This is a genomic window from Ralstonia sp. Ralssp135 (assembly GCF_047304345.1).
GTDB classification, from domain to species: Bacteria; Pseudomonadota; Gammaproteobacteria; order Burkholderiales; family Burkholderiaceae; genus Ralstonia; species Ralstonia chuxiongensis.
In genome coordinates this window covers 28,257-50,494 of the sequence record NZ_JBGLYZ010000034.1, presented here as the reverse complement: position 1 = coordinate 50,494, position 22,238 = coordinate 28,257, and the positions used below count along the sequence as shown (strand labels likewise).

Below are 22,238 nucleotides of genomic sequence, written 5' to 3'. Positions count from 1 at the left end.
TTATCGCTCGGGAGCGAGCGGAGCGGCGGGCGCGGAGCCCGCGCAACAGGGGTTCTGACAGTCCGGTTGGAAAACTACGTAGGCGGCTGTCGGCATTTTTGGGGCGACACCCTCGCGTTCCACGGCACGTAGATGCGTATCGGCTTCAGACGACTCGACTTTGTCGCCTTCGATTCCGACAGCGTCCAGCACGGCCTGAATGCTTCTGAGGCGCAGCACCGCCAGCTCTGGGTCGGAAGCAGGCTCGGACGCCTCCCGCAAGCGCACCCGGTACTTGCCGCCGCTGTGAAAATCTTCTTTGAGCTGCGAATCCCATTCCGCCAGTTTCAGGATTTCGGTGGTCGGCAGCGCAGACTCGCCGGGCGAGAACACCAGCGGGTGCTCAAGCCCGGTCAGATCGCACGCCAGGGCGGAGGTGCTGAGCATGAGAGCGCCGACAACTGCGGTTCTGTGTAGCATCTTCAGTCTCCGGCATTGAGCGCGCCACCCGCGGCGCATCTGATGACAAGTTTAGGAACCGTCATCCATTTCCGCACGCTCAACTCGTTCGCGACCAATACCCCGCCTGCCCATACACCGTCTTCAGGTGTTCGATAAAGAAGCGGATCTTCGCCGGCACCGGCCGCTGCTGCGGGTACACGGCGAGGATGTCGTAGTCGGGCAGCGCGTAGTCGTCCAGCACGGTCATCAGCGCGCCGGATTCCAGTTCGGGCTGGATCTCCCACGTTGAGCGCCACCCCAGGCCGAGGCCTTCGCCCATCCAGCGGTGCAGCAGTTCACCATCGTTGCAATCGAGGTTGCCGTTCACCTTCACGGTGACGGCCTTGCCGTTCTGCTGGAAATACCAGCCGCGTTGTTGGCCGCCCTGCAGGTTGAAGGCGAGGCAGTTGTGGCGTTCGAGATCATCCAGCGTGCGGGGCACGCCGTGCTTGGCGAAGTACGCGGGCGTGCCGCACACCACGCGCTTGTTCGACGCCAGGCGGATCGCCACGAAGTTCGGATCGATCGCACCGCCAATGCGGATGCCCACGTCGTAGCCTTCACGCACGAGGTCGACCACGCGGTCAGTCAGGTTGAAGGAGATGCGTACGTCGGGGTTGGCGCGCAGGAAGTCCGGCGCATGCGGCGCGACGTGCTTGCGGCCGAAGGCAGCCGGCGCCGAAACGATCAGGTGCCCGGTCGCCTTGTGGCGGCCTTCGGCAACCAGCAGTTCTGCGCGGTCCAGCTCGCCCAGCGCCTTTTTGCACTGTTCCATGAACACCGCGCCCTGCTCCGTCACCGCAATGCGGCGAGTTGACCGGTGCAGCAGCTTCACGCCCAGGCGGGCTTCCAGCGCGTTGATGCGGCGTCCGATCATGACGGGCGTCACGTCTTGCGTGAGCGCGGCGGCGGCCATGCTGCCGTGTTCCACCACGGCGATGAACGCTTCGATCTGCTTGAGCTTGTCCATTCCATCATTCCAGTTCGCAATGTCTGACCATTTTAGTGAGCATTCCGTACCTGGATTGCGACTTTCTGGCGCATATCACTTATGACGAATGGCAAAAATGGTGGACGACGATGTGATCGATGCGAGCGTGTCGCGTCGAATTATTGCGTCGCACAAACGTGCCTAAAAATGGCTTGAATACAAGGCTTTCCGGCATGTTGATTGCCTTGGTATTGGTGCGGCACGCAAATCTATTCGGTATTCTGAGTTAGCAATCAACTGACGAAATCTGCGTTTATCCATATCGGCATGCGGGAATAGGATCAGCTCCAACTGATTCCCACCTTCCCCTTCCTGGAGACACCCCATGCCGAAGATGAGAGCGATTGATGCCGCAGTTGCGGTGATGGAAAAAGAAGGCATCACCACCGCCTTCGGCGTGCCTGGTGCCGCCATCAACCCGTTGTACTCGGCGCTGCGCCGCGCCGGCAACATTGACCACGTGCTGGCCCGCCACGTTGAAGGCGCCTCGCACATGGCCGAGGGCTACACCCGTGCCGAACCCGGCAACATCGGCGTGTGCATCGGCACGTCGGGCCCGGCAGGCACCGACATGATTACCGGCCTGTACTCGGCCTGGGCAGACTCGATTCCCATCCTGTGCATCACCGGCCAGGCGCCCCGCGCCCGTCTGTACAAGGAAGATTTCCAGGCCGTCGACATCGAGTCGATCGCCAAGCCGGTCACGAAGTGGGCCGTCACCGTGCGCGAGCCGGCGCTGGTGCCGCGCGTGTTCCAGCAAGCCTTCCACCTGATGCGCTCGGGCCGCCCCGGTCCGGTGCTGATCGACCTGCCGTTCGACGTGCAAGTCGCCGAGATTGAATTCGACCCCGACACCTACAGCCCGCTGCCGGTCTACAAGCCCGCCGCCACGCGTGCCCAAGCCGAGCGCGCCATCGAGATGCTGTGCCAGGCCGAGCGCCCGCTGCTGGTGTGCGGCGGCGGCGTGATCAACGCCGATGCGGCCAAGCTGATGGTCGAGTTTGCGGAGCTGGTGAACGTGCCTGTGGTGCCCACGCTGATGGGCTGGGGTGTGCTGGCTGACGACCACCCGCTCAACGCCGGCATGGTCGGCCTGCAAACGTCGCACCGCTACGGCAACGCCACGCTGCTGGCTTCGGACTTCGTGTTCGGCATCGGCAACCGCTGGGCCAACCGCCACACGGGCAGCGTCGACGTCTACACCAAGGGCCGCAAGTTCATTCACGTCGATATCGAACCGACCCAGATCGGCCGCGTGTTCGGCCCGGACCTTGGCATCGTGTCGGACGCCAAGGCTGCACTGGAGAAGTTCATTGAAGTGGCCCGCGAGCTGAAGGCCGCCGGCAAGCTGCCGTGCCGCAAGAGCTGGAACGCCGACGTGCAGAAGCGCAAGCGCACGATGCTGCGTCGCTCGGACTTCGACAACGTGCCCATCAAGCCGCAGCGCGTGTACCGCGAGATGAACCAGTACTTCCCGCGCGACGTGCGTTACGTGAGCACGATCGGCCTGTCGCAGATCGCTGCTGCGCAGTTCCTGTCGGTCAACCAGCCGCGCCACTGGATCAACTGCGGCCAGGCAGGCCCGCTGGGCTGGACGATTCCCGCCGCCATCGGCGTGAAGGTGGCCTCGCCCAACAGCGACGTGGTGGCTATCTCTGGTGACTACGACTTCCAGTTCATGATCGAAGAGATGGCGGTGGCCGCGCAGTTCAAGGTGCCGTACATCCACGTGGTGGTGAACAACTCGTACCTGGGCCTGATCCGCCAGGCGCAGCGCAACTTCGACATGGACTACTGCGTCCAGCTCGCTTTCGACAACGTCAACGCCCCTGAGCTGAACGGCTACGGCGTCGACCACGTGAAGGTGGTGGAAGGCCTGGGTTGCAAGGCGATCCGCGTGTTCAACCCGGAAGACATCGAACCCGCCTTCGCGCAGGCTCGCCTGCTGATGGCCGAGTTCTCGGTGCCGGTGATGGTGGAAGTGATTCTCGAGCGCGTGACGAACATCGCCATGGGCACGGAGATCGACAACGTGGTCGAGTTTGAAGACGTGCTCGACCTGGAAGACACCCTCACGGAAGCCGAAGGCGTCACCGCATAAAGACGGCGCGCTGTTCCCTCACCGTCCGATAAAAGGAGAAACCATGACAAAGCTGGCAGCCAACCTGACCATGCTCTTCAACGAGCAAGCCTTCCTTGACCGCTTCGAGGCCGCCGCACGTGCGGGCTTCCGCGGCGTGGAATTCTTGTTCCCCTACGCGTTTCACGCTGACCAGATTGCCGATCGCCTGAACCGCTTCCAGCTCGACCTCGTCCTGCACAACCTGCCGGCCGGCAACTGGGACGGCGGCGAGCGCGGTATCGCCATCCTCCCGGACCGCGTGAGCGAGTTTCAGGACGGCGTGGGCGAAGCCATCAAGTACGCCAAGGTGCTCGGCGTGAAACAGCTCAACTGCCTGGTGGGCATTCGCCCCGAAGGCGTGAGCGAAGACGCCGCACGCAAGACGCTGGTCGAGAACCTGAAGTTTGCGGCGAAGGCACTGAAGGCCGAGAAGATCGATCTGCTCATCGAGCCGATCAACACGTTTGATATTCCCGGCTTCTACCTGAACCGCACGCAGCAGGCGTTGGATCTGATCAACGACGTGGACGCGTCCAACCTGTACGTGCAGTACGACATCTATCACATGCAACGGATGGAGGGCGAAGTGGCAAGCACGCTGAAGCGCCATCTGGACAAGATCAAGCATGTGCAGTTGGCGGACAACCCTGGTCGTAACGAACCTGGTACGGGTGAAATCAACTACCAGTTCTTGTTCAACTGGCTGGATGAGATTGGTTACACCGGGTGGGTTGGGTGTGAGTACAAGCCGAAGGCTGGGACTGTGGAAGGCTTGGGCTGGCGAGCTGCGCACAACGTTGCTTGAGATTTTTCGGTTTGGTTTTGCTCCGGTGGTGCATCCCTTGTTTCATCCCCTGCCGGGGCTGACTCACTTTTCTTTGTCTTGCCAAAGAAAAGTAAGCAAAAGAAAGGCGCGCCCGAGATGGCGAAAGATTCCTTGAATTTATGTCGCAGAGAGGGGAAGGGAAAAACTCGCTTCGCTCAGACAGTTTCCCTTCCTCTTTCCTCTCTGCAACAGAAATTCAAGGCGCCATCTAGGGCTCCAACGGCCAAACCATCGACCACAAGTGCTGTAGGCACCAGCAGCACTACGCGAAGCAAAGCGAGCAACACAGCAACAAACAAGAGCCAGCTGGGACAGCACACAGATTGTGTGGCCGTACCCCTGCCCTAGATGGCGCCTTGAATTTGTGTAAGCGGGCGGAACAAAGACGGGGAACTGTCTGAGCGCAGCGAGTTTTCCCCGTCTCCGCCCGGTTACACAAATTCAAGGAAGGGGTCGCCATCTTGGGCGCGCCTTTCTTTGCTTACTTTCTTTGGCAAGACAAAGAAAGTGAGTCGCCCCCGGCAGGGGGTGAAAGGGAGTGGACCGTCAAGGTCCAAACCACAAACCATCAACACATTCAAACCAAGGAGATCCCTCACCATGGCAACCAACCTCAACCTCGGTTTCATCGGTCTCGGCATCATGGGCGCCCCCATGGCGGGCCACCTGCGCGCCGCCGGCCACACGCTGTTCGTGCACGACGTCAACCCGGCACCGGCCGCGCTGGTGGAAGCCGGCGTGACGGTCTGCACGAGCGCCGAGGAAGTCGCCAAGCGCGCCGACATCATCTTCATCATGGTGCCGGACACCCCGCACGTTGAAGCCGTGCTGTTCAGCGAGAAGGGCGTGGCCAAGGCGCTGAAGGACGCAGGCAAGGACGCTGCTGCCGGCAAGATCGTGGTCGACATGAGCTCGATCTCGCCGATCGCGACGAAGGACTTTGCATCGCGCATCAACAAGACCGGCGCGCAATACCTGGACGCTCCGGTGTCGGGTGGCGAAGTGGGCGCGAAGGCTGCATCGCTGACGATCATGGTGGGCGGTGAGCAGGCTGCGTTCGACCGCGTTGCTCCGCTGTTCAACCTGATGGGCAAGAACATCACGCTGGTCGGCGGCAACGGTGACGGCCAGACCACCAAGGTGGCCAATCAGATCATCGTGGCGCTGAACATCCAGGCGGTGTCGGAAGCGCTGCTGTTCGCATCGAAGGCGGGGGCGGACCCGGCGAAGGTGCGCCAGGCACTGATGGGCGGTTTCGCAGCGTCGCGCATTCTCGAAGTGCACGGTGAGCGCATGGTCAAGCGTACGTTCGACCCGGGCTTCCGCATCGAGCTGCACCAGAAGGACTTGAACCTGGCCCTGCAGGGCGCCAAGACGCTGGGCGTGGCCCTGCCGAACACGGCCACCGCGCAAGAGCTGTTCAACACCTGCGCTGCCAACGGCATGGGCAAGCAAGACCACTCGGCACTGTGCCGTGCGATCGAGATTATGTCGAACCACGATATTGCGTAAGTTGTGTGCACTGTCGCAGCCTTCGGGCGGCGGCAGTTTTTTTTGCTGTCTTCCCGCTTTCTGCCATGCACCACGACCAGTCTGCCCAAGCCGCCCTGCGCGCTGCCTTGCCCAATCCGTCGCCGCGCGCGTTGCTGCACGGCCTGTTTGACACCGCGGTGGCTGCGGTCAGCGCTGCGCAATGTTTGCCGGCATTCCTGCCCGAACCGCCGCGTGGCCGCACCATCGTCATCGGTGCTGGCAAGGGCGCTGCCGCGATGGCCGAGGCGGTGGAGCAGCACTGGAAGGGCGAACTGTCCGGCCTGGTCGTCACGCGTTACGAGCACGGCCGCGCGCCCGGCACGCAAGGGCGCATTGAAGTGGTTGAAGCCTCGCACCCCGTGCCCGATGCGGCTGGCCAACGCGCCGCGCAACGCATGGTCGGCCTGCTCGAAGGTTTGACGAAAGACGATCTCGTCCTGTGCCTGATCTCGGGCGGTGGCTCGGCCCTGCTGGCCGCACCGGCCGAAGGCCTGACGCTGGCCGACAAGCAGTCCGTCAACCGCGCGCTGCTCAAAAGCGGCGCCAGCATCGGCGAGATGAACTGCGTGCGCAAGCACCTCTCGTCGATCAAGGGCGGGCGCCTGGCGCTGGCATGCGCACCGGCACGCGTGGAGACGCTGCTGATCTCCGATATTCCCGGCGACGACCCGACGCTCATCGCCAGCGGCCCGACGCTGCCCGACGCCACCACCTGCGCGGATGCCCTGGCCGTGATCGACAAATACGGCATCGACGTGCCGGAAGCGGTGCGCCGTCATCTGGAAACCGGCGCAGGCGAGACGCCCAAGCCCGGCGATGCACGTTTCGAAGGCCATCGCAGCCACGTCATCGCGACGGCCCAGCACGCGCTGGAAGCGGCTGCCGCGCAGGCGCGCGCGCTCGGTTACGAGGCGCACATCCTGTCGGACAGCATTGAAGGCGAGGCGCGCGATGTGGCCGAAGTGCATGCCGGCATCGTGCGGCAGATCGTGGCGCGCAATCAGCCGTTCACCAAGCCGTGCGTGATTCTGTCGGGTGGTGAAACCACGGTGACCGTGCGCGGTAATGGGCGCGGTGGGCGCAATGCCGAGTTCCTGCTGGCGCTGGGCGTGGCGTTGGATGGCCTGCCGGGTGTGCATGCGATTGCTTGCGATACCGATGGCATTGATGGGTCTGAAGACAACGCTGGTGCGATCTTGACGCCGGATAGTCTGGCGCGTGCTGAAGCGCTTGGGTTGCGGGCTAAGCAACTGCTCGATAACAACGATGGGTATGGTTTTTTTGATGCGCTTGGCGATTTGATCGTGACTGGGCCTACGCGGACTAATGTGAATGATTTTCGGGCGATTTTGATTACTGGCTGACGTTGGATGCTGGATGGATTGATGTTTGTGGTTCATCCCTTGTTTCATCCCCTGCCGGGGCTGACTCACTTTTCTTTGTCTTGCCAAAGAAAAGTAAGCAAAAGAAAGGCGCGCCCGAGATGGCGACTCCCCCTTGAATTTCTGTCGCAGAGAGGGGAAGGGAAAAACTCGCTTCGCTCAGACAGTTTCCCTTCCTTTTTCCTCTCTGCAACAGAAATTCAAGGCGCCATCTAGGGCTCCAACGGCCAAACCATCGACCACAAGTGCATTAAGAATCAGCGGCACAACGCGAAGCAAAGCGAGCAACAGCAGCAACAAACAAGAGCCACTCGGGCACGCAGACCAACGGTTCGGTCGTTGACGTTCCTGCCCTAGATGGCGCCTTGAATTTGTGTAAGCGGGCGGAACAAAGACGGGGAACTGTCTGAGCGAAGCGAGTTTTCCCCGTCTCCGCCCGGTTACACAAATTCAAGGAAGGGGTCGCCATCTTGGGCGCGCCTTTCTTTGCTTACTTTTCTTTGGCAAGACAAAGAAAGTGAGTCGCCCCCGGCAGGGGGTGAAAGGGAGTGGACCGCCAAGGTCCAAACAAACAACCCCACCGGAAACACCAACATGCGCCGCTTCCGCAACACCAAAATCCTAGCCACCCTCGGCCCCGCCAGCAGCGACAAAGACACCATCCGCGCCCTCTTCGACGCCGGCGCGGACGTCTTCCGCTTGAACTTCAGCCACGGCTCGCACGAAGACCACCGCAAGCGCTACGACACCGTGCGCGCGGTGGAGGCCGAGACCGGCCGCCCGATCGGCATCCTCGCTGACATGCAAGGCCCGAAGCTGCGCATTGGCACATTTGCCGACGGCCGCGTCGTGCTCAAGAACGGCGATCGCTTTGTGCTCGACCGCGACCCGACGCCGGGTGATGTCACCCGCGTGCACCTGCCGCACCCCGAGCTGTACGCGGCTGCCGCGCCGGGGCAATCGCTGTTGCTCGATGACGGCAAGATCCGCCTGGCGGTGGAAGCCGCCGATCCGACGGCGATCGTCACGCGCGTAGTCGATGGCGGCCCGCTGTCTGACCGCAAGGGCGTGAACGTGCCGGATGCGGTGATCCCCATTCCGGCGCTCACCGAGAAAGATCTGCGCGATCTGGACTTCGCGCTGTCGCTGGGCGTCGATTGGATCGCCCTGTCATTCGTGCAGCGCGCCGAAGACGTGATCGCCGCGCGCGAGATCATTGGCGACCGCGCCGGCCTGCTCTCCAAGATCGAGAAGCCCGCAGCGCTACTGCATCTGGAAGACATCGTGCAGGCGTCCGATGCGCTGATGGTGGCGCGCGGCGACTTGGGCGTGGAGCTGCCGCCCGAGCGCGTGCCTGGCGTGCAGAAGCGCATCCTGCGCATGGCGCGCCACCACGGCAAGCCGGTGGTCGTGGCCACGCAGATGCTGGAATCGATGATCGAGGCGCCGGTGCCAACACGTGCCGAAGCCTCCGATGTGGCCAGCGCCGTGTATGACGGCACCGATGCCGTGATGCTGTCGGCCGAGTCGGCCAGCGGCAAACATCCGGTGGCCGCAGTCAGCATCATGAACCGCATCATTGCTGAGACCGAGCGCGACCCGCTGTACCGCAACCTGATCGACGCGCAGCATCAACCGCCGCTGCCCACGCGCCAGGACGCCATCTGCGCGGCCCTGCGCGACGTGACGCACATCCTGGGCGCGGTGGCCACCGTCACTTACACGTCCAGCGGCAAGACCAGCCTGCGCGCCGCGCGCGAGCGGCCGCTGGCGCCCATCGTGAGCATCACGCCGCGCCTGGATACGGCGCGCCGTCTGGCGATCACGTGGGGCGTGCACAGCACGGTCAGCCCCGATGTGAGCAACGTCGACGAGATGGTGGATGCGGCGTGCCGTGCCGCTGCGCGTGAAGGCTTTGCCGTGTCGGGCGATCAGATTGCCATCACGGCGGGCATGCCGTTCGGCCAGGCCGGTTCGACCAACCTGCTGCGCCTGGCGGAAATCTGGCCGCAGACGCTGGTCAGTGCGCAGACGCAAACCACTGCACTGCAGCCCGAACCGGCAACGGTCTGACGTGACCTCGGGTCAGTAGGCGGATCAGACCACTTTGGAGTAGCGCGGGACGAAGGTGACGGGCTTGCCCTCGGCTTCCACCGCGCGCTCCGTGCCTGCCTCACGCAGGTGCGAATCGAACACCATGGCGATGCGGCGCACGAGCAGCCGCCCTTGCGGCGTGATGACAATACGCTCGTCCCCTACCTTCACCAGCCCGGCTTCCTCCAGGGGTGCCAGCGCCTGCAGCTCGTCCGCAAAGCTGCGTTTGAAATCCAACCCGTGGCGCGCGCCGAATGCGCGCATGTTCAATTCGAACCCGCACATCAACTCGCCAATCAGCGCGCGGCGCACGTGGTCATCGGGCGTGAGTGACATGCCGCGCAGCACGGCAAGTTCGCCGGCGTCGATACGTGCGTAATAGGCGTCGAGATCCTTCTCGTTCTGCGCATACACATCACCCACGCGGCTGATGGCGGACACGCCAAAGGCCAGCATGTCGCAATCGGCGTGCGTCGAATAGCCCTGGAAATTGCGCTGCAGCCGCCCTTCGCGCTGCGCGATGGCGAGTGCATCGTCAGGCCGCGCGAAGTGGTCCATGCCAATGTAGACATAGCCTTCGGCAACGAGGCGCTCCACCGTCATGGCGAGCAAATCGAGTTTTTGATCGGCGGTCGGCAGGGTCAGCATGTCGATGCGGCGCTGCGCCTTGAACAGATGCGGCAGGTGCGCATAGCTGTAGACGGACAGCCGATCAGGCGCCATCTCCAGCACGCGATCCAGCGTAGCGTTGAACGTTTCCGTACGCTGATACGGCAAGCCGTAGATCAGGTCGAAGCTGATCGACTCGAAGCCCAGCCGGCGCGCCGTGTCGACCACGCGGCGTGTCTCTTCCACGCTCTGGATGCGGTGGACCGCGCGCTGGACGTCGGGGTCAAAGTCTTGAATGCCGAGGCTTGCGCGGTTGAAGCCGATTTCGGCCAGTACCTCAAGCGTGGCGTCGTCGGCGTGGCGTGGGTCAAGTTCGACGGAGATCTCGCCATCGTTGGCCAGATCGAAATGCTCACGCGTGGCGGCCATCACGGCGCGCATTTCGTCGTGCGCGAGGAAAGTCGGCGTGCCGCCACCCCAATGCAACTGCGTCACGCGGCGCAGCGGGCCAATCTGGTTGGCCACCATCGCCATCTCGCGGGCGAGGGTTTCAACGTAGCGTGCGCTGCGCGAGTGATCCTTTGTGATGACCTTGTTGCAGCCGCAGTAGTAGCAAAGGTTCGCGCAGAACGGCAGGTGCATGTACAGCGACAGCGGCGCATGCAGCGCGGGTGCAATCGTAGCGCGGCGGTGTAAGGCGTCGAGGTAATCGGCGTTACTGAATTTGTTGTGAAAGCGGTCTGCCGTCGGGTACGAGGTGTAGCGCGGGCCGTGCGTGTCAAAACGCTGCGCGAGCTCGCGCACCTGCGGCGCCGACCAGCGGAAGGCGGTGTCATTTGCGGCGGACGGATCGTCGGCCGGCTTGGCGAACGGAAACATGGGGCGGTTCTAGTGGGGGCGATGGCTCATCCTAAAACCGGGATGTGGGCGCCGCGTTGATGTGTGTCAACGTCGGTCAACGCCTGTTCCAAAGCGTTGCGAGCTGCACGCGGGCCGTCACAACGGCACAACAGCGCAGTTCGGCGACGGGTCTTTTCGGGGTTTTGTGTTTTTGGTCCATCCCTTGTTTCATCCCCTGCCGGGGCTGAAACAAAGAATGCAAAAAAACCAATCAAGAAGCCACAGGCTTCTTCGCCGCCAACAACCCCTTCAACGCCCCCAACCGATCCTTCGGCGACATCGCCGGCATGGTGTCCTCGGGCGTCGGCCCCGCATCTTCGCCAAGCTTCATCTCGGCGATATAGCGCGACGGCTCACACACCACCGTCTCCCGCGCACGCTTGCGCTTCTTGCACCAGCTGATATGCAGGCTACGCTGCGCCCGCGTGATACCCACATACATCAACCGCCGCTCTTCTTCGATCTTCTCGTCGGTCAGATCATCGTCTTCGCGGCAGTGCGGCAGGATGCCCTCTTCCACGCCCACCAAAAACACGTGCGGATACTCCAGCCCCTTGCTCGCATGCAACGTTGAAAGACGCACCGCATCCGGGTCTTCTTCCTTGCCTTCGAGCATGCTGATCAGCGCGATGGTCTGCGTGAGCTCCAGCAGGTTTTTGCCGGCGTCCATCAGGCCATCGGCATTGTCGAAACCGGTGGCCTCTTCGTCGTCTTCTTTCTCGGGCTTGGTGCCCTTGCGCTTGAGCCAGTCGAGAAACTCCAGCACGTTGGTCCACTTGTTCTGGGCCTGGCGCTCGTCGTAGGTGTCATACAGGTAGGCCTCGTAGTGGATGCCTTCCATCATCTCGTCGAGCAGCGTGGCGGCGGGTTCCTTGGCGGCCCGGTCCGACAGCCGCACGATGAACTCGCAAAACACCCGCAGCGGTTCGAGCTGGCGCGGCGCCAGTTGGGCCTCGATGCCGCCCATCATTGCCGCCTCAAACAACGACACCTTGGCTTGCCCCGCGAACGAGCCCAGCACTTCGAGCGTCGCATTGCCAACGCCGCGCTTGGGCGTAGTGATGGCGCGGATGAACGCAGGATCGTCATCCGCGTTGGCAATCAGCCGCAGGTAGGCGCATAGGTCCTTGATCTCGGCCTTGTCGAAAAAGCTCTGGCCGCCCGAGAGCACATACGGAATGCGCTCGCGGCGCAGGATCTGCTCGAACAGGCGCGCCTGGAAGTTGCCGCGATACAGGATCGCGTAATCCCGAAACTGCGCGCGACGCTCGAACTTGTGGGCAGAGAGCTTGAAGACGACGCTCTCGGCTTCGTGCTCTTCGTCATTGGCGCTTGTCACGTTGATCGCGTCGCCCATGCCATGCTCGCTCCACAACGTCTTCTCGAACAGCTTCGGGTTCTGCGCAATCACGGCGTTGGCCGCGTTCAGGATGCGCACCGTGGAGCGGTAGTTCTGCTCCAGCTTGATGACCTTGAGGTTCGGGAAATCCGTCTGCAGCAGCTTGAGGTTGTCGAGCGTGGCGCCGCGCCAGCCGTAGATGGCCTGATCGTCGTCGCCCACCGCCGTGAAGGCCGGCGCACGCAAGTGCGAGCCGCCCGCCAGCAGCTTCAGCAGCTGATACTGGCAGGCGTTGGTGTCCTGGTATTCGTCGACGAGGAAGTAGCGCAGGCGGTTCTGCCACTTCAGGCGCACCTCTTCATTGCGGGCGAACAGCTCGGCAGGAATACGGATCAGATCGTCAAAATCCACCGCCTGATACGCGTGCAGCGTCGCAACGTAATTGCGGTAGACGAGCGCCGCCTGGTGGTCATCGACGTTGTTGTTGGCGAGCGCTTCGGCAATCGCGGTGTCCGGGTCGACGAGACCGTTCTTCCACAGCGAGATCGTGCTCTGCACGCGGCGGATCAGTTGCTTGTCGGTGGTGGCCAGCTGCTCCTGGATCATCCCGAAGCAATCGTCCGAATCCATGATCGAGAAGCGCGGCTTCAGGCCCACATGCTCGGCCTCGGCGCGCAGAATCTGCACACCGAGCGAGTGGAAGGTACACACCGTCAACTGCTTGATGGGAATGCGCTTGCCGTCTTCGCGTGTCTTGCCGTCCATCAGCTTGGCCACGCGCTCCTGCATTTCCTTGGCGGCCTTGTTGGTGAACGTAACGGCAGCGATGTGACGCGGCTCAAACCCCTTGTTCAGGATCAGGTGCGCGATCTTCTGCGTGATCACGCGCGTCTTGCCTGAGCCCGCCCCGGCCAGCACCAGGCACGGGCCATCGAGGTAATGCACACCTTCGGATTGGGCAGCATTGAGCCCGTGGGCGAGACCGGAAGACATGGGAAGAGGCAGAAGAAAAAGCAGGCGGGAACATACAGCGGAGGGCGATGGTAGCACGGCGCCTTTGCATCGATTGAGCCTGCGCAAGGCCACCTGCGTCGGGCCTGACGGAGGTGCGCGAAGCTGCACCGCATGCGTTTGCGCCCCCCGCTTTTCGCACGGGCGTTACACCGCTTACGCGTGGTTACACGAACCACGTAAGCGGTCATGCGCGGCACCCCGTTATGGACGGGACAGCGGCTGAATCGGTCGGCCGCCCACCGGAGAACCCACCATGCACCGCATCGTCAAAGCCCTGGCCGTTACCGCCGTCGCCCTGTCCGCCACCACCGGCGCCTTCGCCCAAACGCAGTGGCAAAAAGACCACCCGCGCCGTGCCGAGGTCAACCACCGCCTGGCCAACCAGAACAAGCGCATCCACAACGAAGTGAAGGAAGGCGAGATCACCAAGGGCCAGGCGCGCCAGATGCACCGGGAAGACCACCAGATTCGCCAGGAAGAGCGCGACATGGCGGCTCAAAATGGCGGCGCCATCACCAAGCAGGAGCAGCGCACGCTGAACCAGCAGGAAAACCAGGTCAGCCGCCAGATCGGCAAGTAAGTCAAAGCCAAAGCAAGACCAACCAACACCCGCACTCCGGCCACACGCTTGGAGCTTGGCGACCTCGCCAGCTCCCGAGGGTGTGGCCGTTGTCTTTGGCCTTTGACGTACCTGCCCTAGATGGCGCCTTGAATTTCTGTTGCAGGGAGGAAAAAGAGGGGAGGCTGTTTGAGCGAAGCGAGTTTGCCTCTCCTCCCTCCCTGCGACATAAATTCAAGGAATCTTTCGCCATCTCGGGCGCGCCTTTCTTTGCTTACTTTCTTTGGCAAGACAAAGAAAGTGAGTCAGCCCCGGCAGGGGATGAAACCAGGGATGCACCGAAAGCATAAAAACCAGCCCTCCTTTCAAAAGCCGCCAAGTCCACCCCAATTGACAATCCCATCCCCCTTCCGTAAATTCCGCCCATCCATCCGGGAGAGCGTGCCCGCCGTACACGGCAAGGCGCCGCCGAAGGGGTAGCACCCGAAAACTCTCAGGCATCCAGGACCGGGCGGATCGGCGGACATGCGTCCGACCGCACTCTGGAGAGCTGGCGCCGCACGATCACTGCGGGCGCCCACCGAAGGGGCTCACGAACGGCGCGCACCGCTATGCGCCCCGCTTCGCAATCTCTCAGGTACCAAGGACAGAGGGGCCATCTGCGCAGCTTGTTGATCTTCATGGCGTCACCATGAGGGATCAGGCTGTGCAGGTGGCCTTTTTGCTTTTCTGGTTCCCGATCCATGCGCCGCGCCCAAGCCACGGCGGCGCGCTCAGCCGAGAGATTCCATGACGCTCCAACACACGCCGCTCAATGCCATCCACCGCTCGCTGGGGGCCCGCATGGTCGACTTTGGCGGCTGGGACATGCCCGTCAACTACGGCTCCCAGATCGAAGAGCACCACGCCGTGCGCCAAGACGCCGGTATTTTTGATGTCTCGCACATGTGCGTGGTCGACCTCACGGGCGCACGCGTGCGCGACTTCCTGCGTGGGCTGCTCGCCAACAACGTCGACAAGCTGCAAACGCCCGGCAAGGCGCTCTACAGTTGCATGCTCAACCCCAAGGGCGGCGTGATCGACGACCTGATCGTCTACTTCTTCCGCGAAGACTGGTTCCGCCTGGTGGTCAACGCCGGTACCGCACCGACGGATCTGGAGTGGATCGTCGCGCAGAACGCCGCCGCCGGCACCGACGTGACGATCACGCCGCGCCGCTCCGACAACAACGCTGGCGCCGAGCCGCTGGGCATCCTGGCCGTGCAAGGCCCGAATGCGCGCGCCAAGACGTACGCCGCGCTGCCCGGCACGCAGGCGGTAGGCGAGGCGCTCAAGCCGTTCAACGCCGGCTTCGTCACCGTGGAAAACGTGGGCGAGATCATGGTGGCCCGCACCGGCTACACCGGCGAGGACGGTTTCGAACTGGTCGTGCCGGCCGCGCAGATCGCCGGTGTGTGGGAGCGCCTGCTGCAAGCAGGCGTACGCCCGGCCGGCCTCGGCGCGCGCGATACGCTGCGCCTGGAAGCAGGCATGAACCTCTACGGCCAGGACATGGACGAGCACGTCTCGCCGCTCGACGCCGGCCTCGCCTGGACGGTCGATCTGCAAAGCGAACGCGACTTCACCGGCAAGGCCGCGTTGCAGGCTGGTGGCCAGCGCGAACAGTTCGTCGGGCTGATCCTGCGCGACAAGGGCGGCGTGCTGCGCGCCCACCAGAAGGTCATCACCGCTGCCGGTGACGGTGAGATCACCAGCGGCACATTCAGCCCGAGCTTGTCGCTCTCCGTTGCGCTGGCGCGCCTGCCCAAGGACGTGGCCGTCGGCACCGACGTACAGGTCGAAATTCGCGACCGCAAGTTGACCGCGACTGTGGTTAAACTGCCGTTCGTGCGCAATGGCAAGGCGCTGGTCAGCTGAACACCAAATCTGCATCCCCCAATACCAATCTTCCGGAGAAACCTTTCATGAGCAACGTCCCCGCCGATCTGAAGTACACCGAACACGACGAGTGGATCCGCGTTGAAGCCGACGGCACGCTGACCATCGGCATCACCGATTACGCGCAGGACGCGCTGGGCGACATCGTCTTCCTGGAGCTGCCGGACGCTGGTCGCGCAGTCGCCAAGGATGAAGCGATTGCCGTGGTCGAATCGGTCAAGGCCGCTTCCGACATCTACGCCCCCGTCTCGGGCGAGATCATCGCCAACAACGCAGACGCTGCGGGCGCGCCCGAGTCGGTCAACGCCGGCGCCTACGACGCATGGCTGTTCAAGATCAAGCCCACCAACGCCGACGACGTGAACGCGCTGATGTCGGCCGAGCAGTACGCAGCCAAGATCGGCTAAGCCGGTCACCGAAGCCGATGTGCCTGACCCGCACATCGGCGCTTTGCCTGAATTTCGAGCCCTTGCCATGAACGCTCCGCACCCCGCTTCCTCGGCGCTTTCTGCCGAACGCCCCACCCTCGCCGCCCTGGAGGCGCGCGACGCCTTCGCGCACCGCCACATCGGCCCGTCGCCGGAAGAGCAAGCGCAGATGCTTGCTGTGCTCGGTTTTGATAGCCGCGCCAAGCTGATCGACGCCGTGATCCCGCCCGCCATCCGCCGCCAGGACGGCATGCCGCTGGGTGAATTCACGCAGCCGCTGACCGAAGAAGCGGCGCTTGCCAAGCTGCGCGGCATCGCGGGGCAGAACCGCGTGGCCAAGAGCCTGATCGGCCAGGGCTATTACGGCACGCACACGCCGGGCGTCATCCTGCGCAACATCCTCGAGAACCCCGCCTGGTACACCGCGTACACGCCGTATCAGCCCGAAATCTCGCAGGGCCGCCTGGAGGCGATGTTGAACTTCCAGCAGATGGTGATCGACCTGACCGCCATGGACATCGCCAACGCGTCGATGCTCGATGAAGCGACCGCCGCTGCCGAGGCGATGACGCTGCTGCAGCGCATTGGTAAATCGAAGTCGACCGTGTTCTTTGTGGCGGACGACGTACTTCCGCAAACGCTGGAAGTCGTGCGCACCCGTGCCGAGCCAATCGGCGTGCAGGTGGTGACCGGCCCGGCGGCCGACGCTGCCAAGCACGACGCGTTCGGCGTGCTGCTGCAATACCCGGGCGCCGACGGTGCGCTGCTGGGCGATCTGGCGACGTACCAGGCGCTGACCGATGCCGTGCATGCTGCCGGCGGCTTGGTCGTTGCGGCTGCCGACCTGCTGGCGCTCACGCTGCTGGCCGCGCCGGGCGAATGGGGTGCCGACGTCGTGATCGGCAACACGCAGCGCTTTGGCGTGCCGTTCGGCTTCGGTGGCCCGCATGCCGGCTACATGGCCGTGCGCGATGCGTTCAAGCGCTCGATGCCCGGTCGCCTGGTCGGCGTGACGATCGATGCGCAAGGCAATTCGGCCTACCGCCTCGCACTGCAGACGCGCGAGCAGCACATCCGCCGCGAGAAGGCCACCTCGAACATCTGTACCGCACAGGTACTGCTGGGCGTGATGGCCTCGATGTATGCCGTCTACCACGGCCCGCAAGGCCTGAAGCGCATCGCCCAGCGCGTGCACCGCCTGACCGCCACGCTGGCCGCCGGCCTGCGCGCGATCGGTTACACGCTGGAAGCTGACGCCTTTTTCGACACGCTGACCGTCGCCACCGGCGCGCGCACCGCCAACCTGCACATCGCGGCACAAGCGCACGGTATCAACCTGCGCCAGATCGACGATGCACGCCTGGGTATCTCGCTGGACGAGACGGTCACGCGCACGGATATCGTTGCGCTGTGGGAAGTCTTCGCGCACGCCGCACACGCTGCCGCGCCGGACTTCGACCAGACCGAAGCGGGCGTTGCCGATGCGTATCCCGCCTCGCTCGTGCGCCAGAGCGCGTACCTGACGCACCCGGTGTTCAACGCGCACCACTCCGAGCACGAAATGCTGCGCTACCTGCGGAGCCTAGCCGACAAGGATCTCGCGCTCGACCGCACGATGATCCCGCTGGGATCGTGCACGATGAAGCTCAACGCCACCGCAGAAATGCTGCCGGTGACGTGGCCCGAGTTCTCGAACATCCACCCGTTCGCGCCGGCCGACCAGACCGTTGGCTACCGCGAGATGATCGATCAGCTCGAACAGATGCTGTGCGCCGCCACCGGCTACGCGGCCGTCAGCCTGCAGCCGAATGCCGGCTCGCAGGGCGAATACGCTGGCCTGCTGATCATCCACGCCTACCACGCCAGCCGCGGCGAAGCGCACCGCAATGTGTGCCTGATCCCGTCGTCGGCGCACGGTACGAACCCTGCATCCGCACAGATGGCCGGCATGCAGGTTGTTGTCGTGGCGTGCGATGAGCGCGGCAACGTGGATCTGGCCGACCTGGAAAAGAAGGCCGCCGAGCACAGCAAGAACCTCGCGGCAATCATGATCACCTACCCGTCCACGCACGGCGTGTTCGAGGAAGGCGTCAAACGCGTCTGCGAGATCGTGCACAGCCACGGCGGTCAGGTCTACGTGGACGGCGCCAACATGAACGCCATGGTGGGCACTGCCGCACCGGGCCACTTCGGCGGCGACGTCTCGCACCTGAACCTGCACAAGACGTTCTGCATTCCGCACGGCGGCGGCGGCCCGGGCGTCGGTCCGGTGGCGGTGGGCGCGCACCTTGCACCGTTCCTGCCCGGCCGCGCAGCCTCGGGTGAAGACGCCAGCCAGAACATCGGCAACGTGTCGGCTGCAGCGTTCGGCTCGGCGTCGATCCTACCAATCTCGTGGATGTACATCGCGATGATGGGCGCAGCGGGCCTGACCGCCGCCACCGAGACGGCCATCCTGTCGGCCAACTACGTGGCCAAGCGGCTCGCCCCGTATTACCCGGTGCTGTACACGGGCGCGCACGACCTGGTGGCGCACGAGTGCATTCTCGACATCCGTCCGCTGCAGAAGGAATCGGGCATCAGCAACGAAGACATCGCCAAGCGCCTGATGGACTTCGGCTTCCACGCACCGACGATGAGCTTCCCGGTGCCCGGCACGCTGATGATCGAGCCGACCGAAAGCGAGCCGAAGGTGGAACTCGACCGCTTCATCGACGCGATGATCGCCATCCGTGGCGAAGTCGACAAGGTGATCTCGGGCGAATTCGACCGCGAAGACAACCCGCTCAAGCACGCACCGCACACCGCAGCCGTGGTGATGGCCGATGACTGGTCGCACAAGTACACGCGTGAGCAGGCCGCCTACCCGGTGGCATCGCTGCGCAAGCAAAAGTACTGGCCGCCGGTCGGCCGCGCCGACAACGTCTACGGCGACCGCAACCTGTTCTGCGCCTGCGTGCCGATGAGCGAGTACGCGCAGGATTGAGGCATTCGACGTGACATGACGCGGCGGCGGTGCATTGTGTTCCGCCGCCGCGTCACATGTAACCGGACGCAACCCCTGTAACCCGCGCTCACAACGGACGCTTTCAGTGCCCTTCGCCGTTATGGTGACGCCAGTTCACCTGATCCGACGGGACCCTGCTATGCCAACGCGCCACCCTGCCCCATTTTTCCGTCTGCTTGCCTGTGCTGCCGCGGTGGTTGTGTGCGGAGCCTGCTCGCCGACACAGGCAGGTGCGGCTGCATCTTTGTACGCAGCCGCGCACAACCCCGCCAGGCCGGGGCAAGACTGGTGCAGCGTTTCACCAGCGCAGTCCGGCGAGCCTGCCGCGGTAAAGCTGGTCGCCCGCGCCACGCAGCACCTCACGCAGACGCCGCACCCGTTGCCTCGCCTGCATACCGAAGGCACGTTGCCACACCAGGGCATCTACGACGAATCCGTTGTGGCCGCGCGGGACTTTCCGGTCATGCGCGACGCAGCAATGGCCTGGCGCCTCACGGGCGACATGCGGTTCGCCGAGCAGGTCGACACCTTTCTGCACGCGTGGGTCGGAACGTATGTACCGAGCTTCAACCCGATCGACGAGACGAAGTTCGATGCGCTGATCCAGGCCTACATGCTCGCGCGCGACGGCCTGACGCCGGGCACGCGCGCAGAGACGCAACGCTTCCTGCGCACGCTGGCCGAGGGCTATATCGCCCGCACCGAGGCTGCGCGCCAGCCGCTGTCACACACGTGGGTGAACAACTGGCAAAGCCACCGCATCAAGCTGATGGCAATGTCGGCTGCCGCGCTGGGTGACCACGCGTTGCTCGCGCAGGTACATCGCCTGTTCCTGCAACAGGTCGCCAATAATGTGCGCCCGGACGGGTCGGTGGAAGATTTTGAAGACCGCGATGCACTTCACTACGTCGTCTACGACCTCGAGCCGCTGACGATGGCCGCGATTGCCGTGCAGCCTTTTGGCCAGCACTGGCTGCATGAGCGCGCAGCCAACGGCGCCACGCTCGCCGCCGCCGTTGATTGGCTCGTGCCGTATGCCGACGGCAGCCGCACGCACGAGGAATACGTCCACTCGCACGTTGCCTTCGACAAGAAGCGAGCCGACGCGGGCTTGCCCGGCTTCTCCGGCATGTGGGAGCCGAAAAGCTCCGGCACGCTGTATTGGCAGGCTGCGCGACTGGACCCGAAATACCGCACGCTGGCCGAGCGGCTCGCCGCGACCGCGCCTGACTGGCTGGCGCTGTGCGCAGCCCGCTAACCGGCGAAGCGCTGTACTGACAGCGCGCACAACTACCTGGCGCAAGTGGCCACAAGCCGCTTGCACCCTTTAACGCCCCCGGAGCCTCACCCCATGGCTGTTTCCGTTTTCGACCTCTTCAAGATCGGCATTGGCCCGTCCAGCTCGCACACCGTCGGGCCGATGCGCGCCGCGCTCATGTTTGCTTCCGGCCTGGAAGCCGATGGGCTGATGCCGCAAGTCGCCAGCGTGCGCGTCGAGCTGTACGGCTCGCTCGGCGCCACCGGCAAAGGCCACGGCACGGACCGCGGCGTCATCCTCGGCCTGATGGGCGAGGCACCTGACACCATCGACCCCGACACCATCGATGCCAAGCTGGCAGCGTTGCGCGCATCGCAATCGCTGTCGCTGCTGGGGCGTCACGCGATGCGCTTTACCGAGAAGGAACACATCGCCTTCTACCGCCGCGAAGCGATGGCCGAGCATCCGAACGGTATGAAGTTCCATGCCTTCGACGCTGCCGGCGAACGGTTGCGCGAGGCGCGCTATCTGTCAGTCGGCGGCGGCTTTGTCGTCACGGCCGGCGCGCCGAACACGCAGGTGCTCGCAGCGCATGACCAGTTGCCGCACCCGTTCCGCAGCGGCAAGGAACTGCTGGCGATGTGCGAATCGACGGGCAAGTCCATTGCCCGACTGATGCTCGAAAACGAACTGACGACGCGCACGGAAGCTGAAGTGCGCGCTGGTCTGCTCAACATCTGGCACGTGATGCAGGCGTGCGTGGCGCGCGGCTGCCGCACGGAGGGCGAACTGCCGGGCCCGTTCCACGTGCGTCGCCGTGCGGCTGAGCTGTATTCACGGCTCACGGTGCAGGCCGAGCGCACGCTGTCCGACCCGCTGTCAGTCATCGACTGGGTGAACCTGTATGCGATTGCCGTGAACGAAGAGAACGCTGCAGGTGGGCGCGTCGTCACGGCACCGACCAACGGCGCAGCGGGCATCATCCCGGCGGTGATGCATTACTACGACCGCTTCGTGCCCGGCGCGAACGACAACGGCGTGGTGGATTTCCTGCTCACCGCCGGTGCGATTGGCATGCTCTACAAGATGAATGCGTCGATCTCCGGTGCAGAAGTCGGGTGCCAGGGCGAAGTCGGCGTGGCGTGTTCGATGGCAGCGGGCGCGCTCGCTGCGGTGCAGGGCGGAACGCCTGCGCAGGTCGAAAACGCTGCTGAGATTGGCATGGAGCACAACCTGGGGCTGACATGCGATCCTGTTGGCGGGCTGGTGCAGATTCCGTGCATCGAGCGTAATGCGATGGCGTCTGTGAAGGCAGTGAATGCGGCGCGCATGGCGTTGCGCGGGGATGGCACGCATTATGTTTCGCTCGACTCCGTGATCAAGACGATGCGGGAGACGGGGGCGGATATGAAGACGAAGTACAAGGAAACGGCGCGGGGTGGGTTGGCGGTGAATATTGTGGAGTGCTGATTTTTTGGTTTGGGTTTTGGTCTTGGTGGTGCATCCCTTGTTTCATCCCCTGCCGGGGCTGACTCACTTTCTTTGGTCTTGCCCAAAGAAAAGTAAGCAAAAGAAAGGCGCGCCCGAGATGGCGACTTCCCCTTGAATTTATGTCGCAGGGAGGGAGGGGAGGCAAACTCGCTGCGCTCAAACAGGCCTCCCCTCTTTTTCCTCCCTGCAACAGAAATTCAAGGCGCCATCTAGGGCAGGAAAGTCAAAGGACAAAGCCGAACCATCTGGGCGCCGACCCAAACGATA

Annotated in this window: 15 protein-coding genes and 2 riboswitches; of the genes, 11 read left to right on the top strand and 4 right to left on the bottom strand. The window is 63.6% G+C overall.

Translation table 11 applies throughout. The annotated features are described in order from the left end of the window. On the bottom strand, positions 1-426 hold the full coding sequence (locus ACCD03_RS20070) for a hypothetical protein (RefSeq protein ID WP_413412666.1): 426 nt from the start codon (positions 424-426) through the stop codon (positions 1-3). A 112-nt stretch (positions 427-538) separates the two neighbouring features. Further along, positions 539-1,450 (bottom strand): LysR family transcriptional regulator, encoded by a 912-nt coding sequence (locus tag ACCD03_RS20065; protein ID WP_024977274.1) that lies wholly within the window; start codon positions 1,448-1,450, stop codon positions 539-541. A gap of 346 nt (positions 1,451-1,796) precedes the next feature. Between ACCD03_RS20065 and gcl the strand changes: the two genes are divergently transcribed. The 5 genes from gcl to pyk all read left to right on the top strand — a co-directional run bounded on the left by gcl (position 1,797) and on the right by pyk (position 9,407). Beyond that, positions 1,797-3,572, top strand: coding sequence for a glyoxylate carboligase (gene gcl, locus ACCD03_RS20060; RefSeq protein ID WP_253535715.1), 1,776 nt, complete (start codon positions 1,797-1,799; stop codon positions 3,570-3,572). A 43-nt stretch (positions 3,573-3,615) separates the two neighbouring features. Continuing rightward, entirely contained in the window at positions 3,616-4,398 is a 783-nt protein-coding gene (hyi, locus tag ACCD03_RS20055; RefSeq protein WP_413412667.1) for a hydroxypyruvate isomerase, read from the top strand. A gap of 621 nt (positions 4,399-5,019) precedes the next feature. Further along, on the top strand, positions 5,020-5,931 hold the full coding sequence (gene glxR, locus ACCD03_RS20050) for a 2-hydroxy-3-oxopropionate reductase (protein ID WP_413412668.1): 912 nt from the start codon (positions 5,020-5,022) through the stop codon (positions 5,929-5,931). A 65-nt stretch (positions 5,932-5,996) separates the two neighbouring features. After that, positions 5,997-7,316 (top strand): glycerate kinase, encoded by a 1,320-nt coding sequence (locus ACCD03_RS20045; protein WP_260772107.1) that lies wholly within the window; start codon positions 5,997-5,999, stop codon positions 7,314-7,316. 612 nt (positions 7,317-7,928) lie between these two features. After that, positions 7,929-9,407 carry a pyruvate kinase gene (gene pyk, locus ACCD03_RS20040; protein WP_253535719.1) on the top strand — a complete coding sequence of 493 codons (1,479 nt, stop codon included), beginning with the start codon at positions 7,929-7,931 and terminating at the stop codon, positions 9,405-9,407. A 24-nt stretch (positions 9,408-9,431) separates the two neighbouring features. On the opposite strand, the gene hemN is transcribed toward pyk, so the two are convergent. Then, positions 9,432-10,916 carry an oxygen-independent coproporphyrinogen III oxidase gene (gene hemN, locus ACCD03_RS20035; RefSeq protein ID WP_316675800.1) on the bottom strand — a complete coding sequence of 495 codons (1,485 nt, stop codon included), beginning with the start codon at positions 10,914-10,916 and terminating at the stop codon, positions 9,432-9,434. Positions 10,917-11,148: 232 nt separating this feature from the next. Then, positions 11,149-13,269: a UvrD-helicase domain-containing protein gene (locus ACCD03_RS20030; protein ID WP_325651474.1), complete on the bottom strand. Its 2,121-nt coding sequence runs from the start codon at positions 13,267-13,269 to the stop codon at positions 11,149-11,151. Positions 13,270-13,543: 274 nt separating this feature from the next. On the opposite strand from ACCD03_RS20030, the gene ACCD03_RS20025 reads away from it, so the two are divergent. From ACCD03_RS20025 to ACCD03_RS20000, 6 genes are all read left to right on the top strand, one after another. Then, complete coding sequence (locus ACCD03_RS20025; RefSeq protein WP_045206802.1) at positions 13,544-13,870, top strand: hypothetical protein; 327 nt, start codon at positions 13,544-13,546, stop codon at positions 13,868-13,870. A 401-nt stretch (positions 13,871-14,271) separates the two neighbouring features. Beyond that, a riboswitch (glycine riboswitch) is annotated at positions 14,272-14,369 on the top strand. Between the two features lie 12 nt (positions 14,370-14,381). Beyond that, a riboswitch (glycine riboswitch) is annotated at positions 14,382-14,509 on the top strand. A 129-nt stretch (positions 14,510-14,638) separates the two neighbouring features. Beyond that, a complete protein-coding gene (gene gcvT, locus ACCD03_RS20020; RefSeq protein WP_325651476.1) occupies positions 14,639-15,766 on the top strand; it encodes a glycine cleavage system aminomethyltransferase GcvT in 1,128 nt (375 codons plus the stop codon). Positions 15,767-15,813: 47 nt separating this feature from the next. After that, positions 15,814-16,194, top strand: coding sequence for a glycine cleavage system protein GcvH (gcvH, locus tag ACCD03_RS20015; protein WP_024977262.1), 381 nt, complete (start codon positions 15,814-15,816; stop codon positions 16,192-16,194). A gap of 67 nt (positions 16,195-16,261) precedes the next feature. After that, positions 16,262-19,201, top strand: a complete 2,940-nt coding sequence (gene gcvP / locus ACCD03_RS20010) for an aminomethyl-transferring glycine dehydrogenase (protein WP_413412669.1) — start codon at positions 16,262-16,264, stop codon at positions 19,199-19,201. 139 nt (positions 19,202-19,340) lie between these two features. Further along, positions 19,341-20,480 carry an alginate lyase family protein gene (locus ACCD03_RS20005; protein ID WP_413412670.1) on the top strand — a complete coding sequence of 380 codons (1,140 nt, stop codon included), beginning with the start codon at positions 19,341-19,343 and terminating at the stop codon, positions 20,478-20,480. A gap of 93 nt (positions 20,481-20,573) precedes the next feature. Continuing rightward, a complete protein-coding gene (locus ACCD03_RS20000; RefSeq protein WP_045206808.1) occupies positions 20,574-21,950 on the top strand; it encodes an L-serine ammonia-lyase in 1,377 nt (458 codons plus the stop codon). The last annotated feature ends 288 nt before the right edge of the window (positions 21,951-22,238 follow it).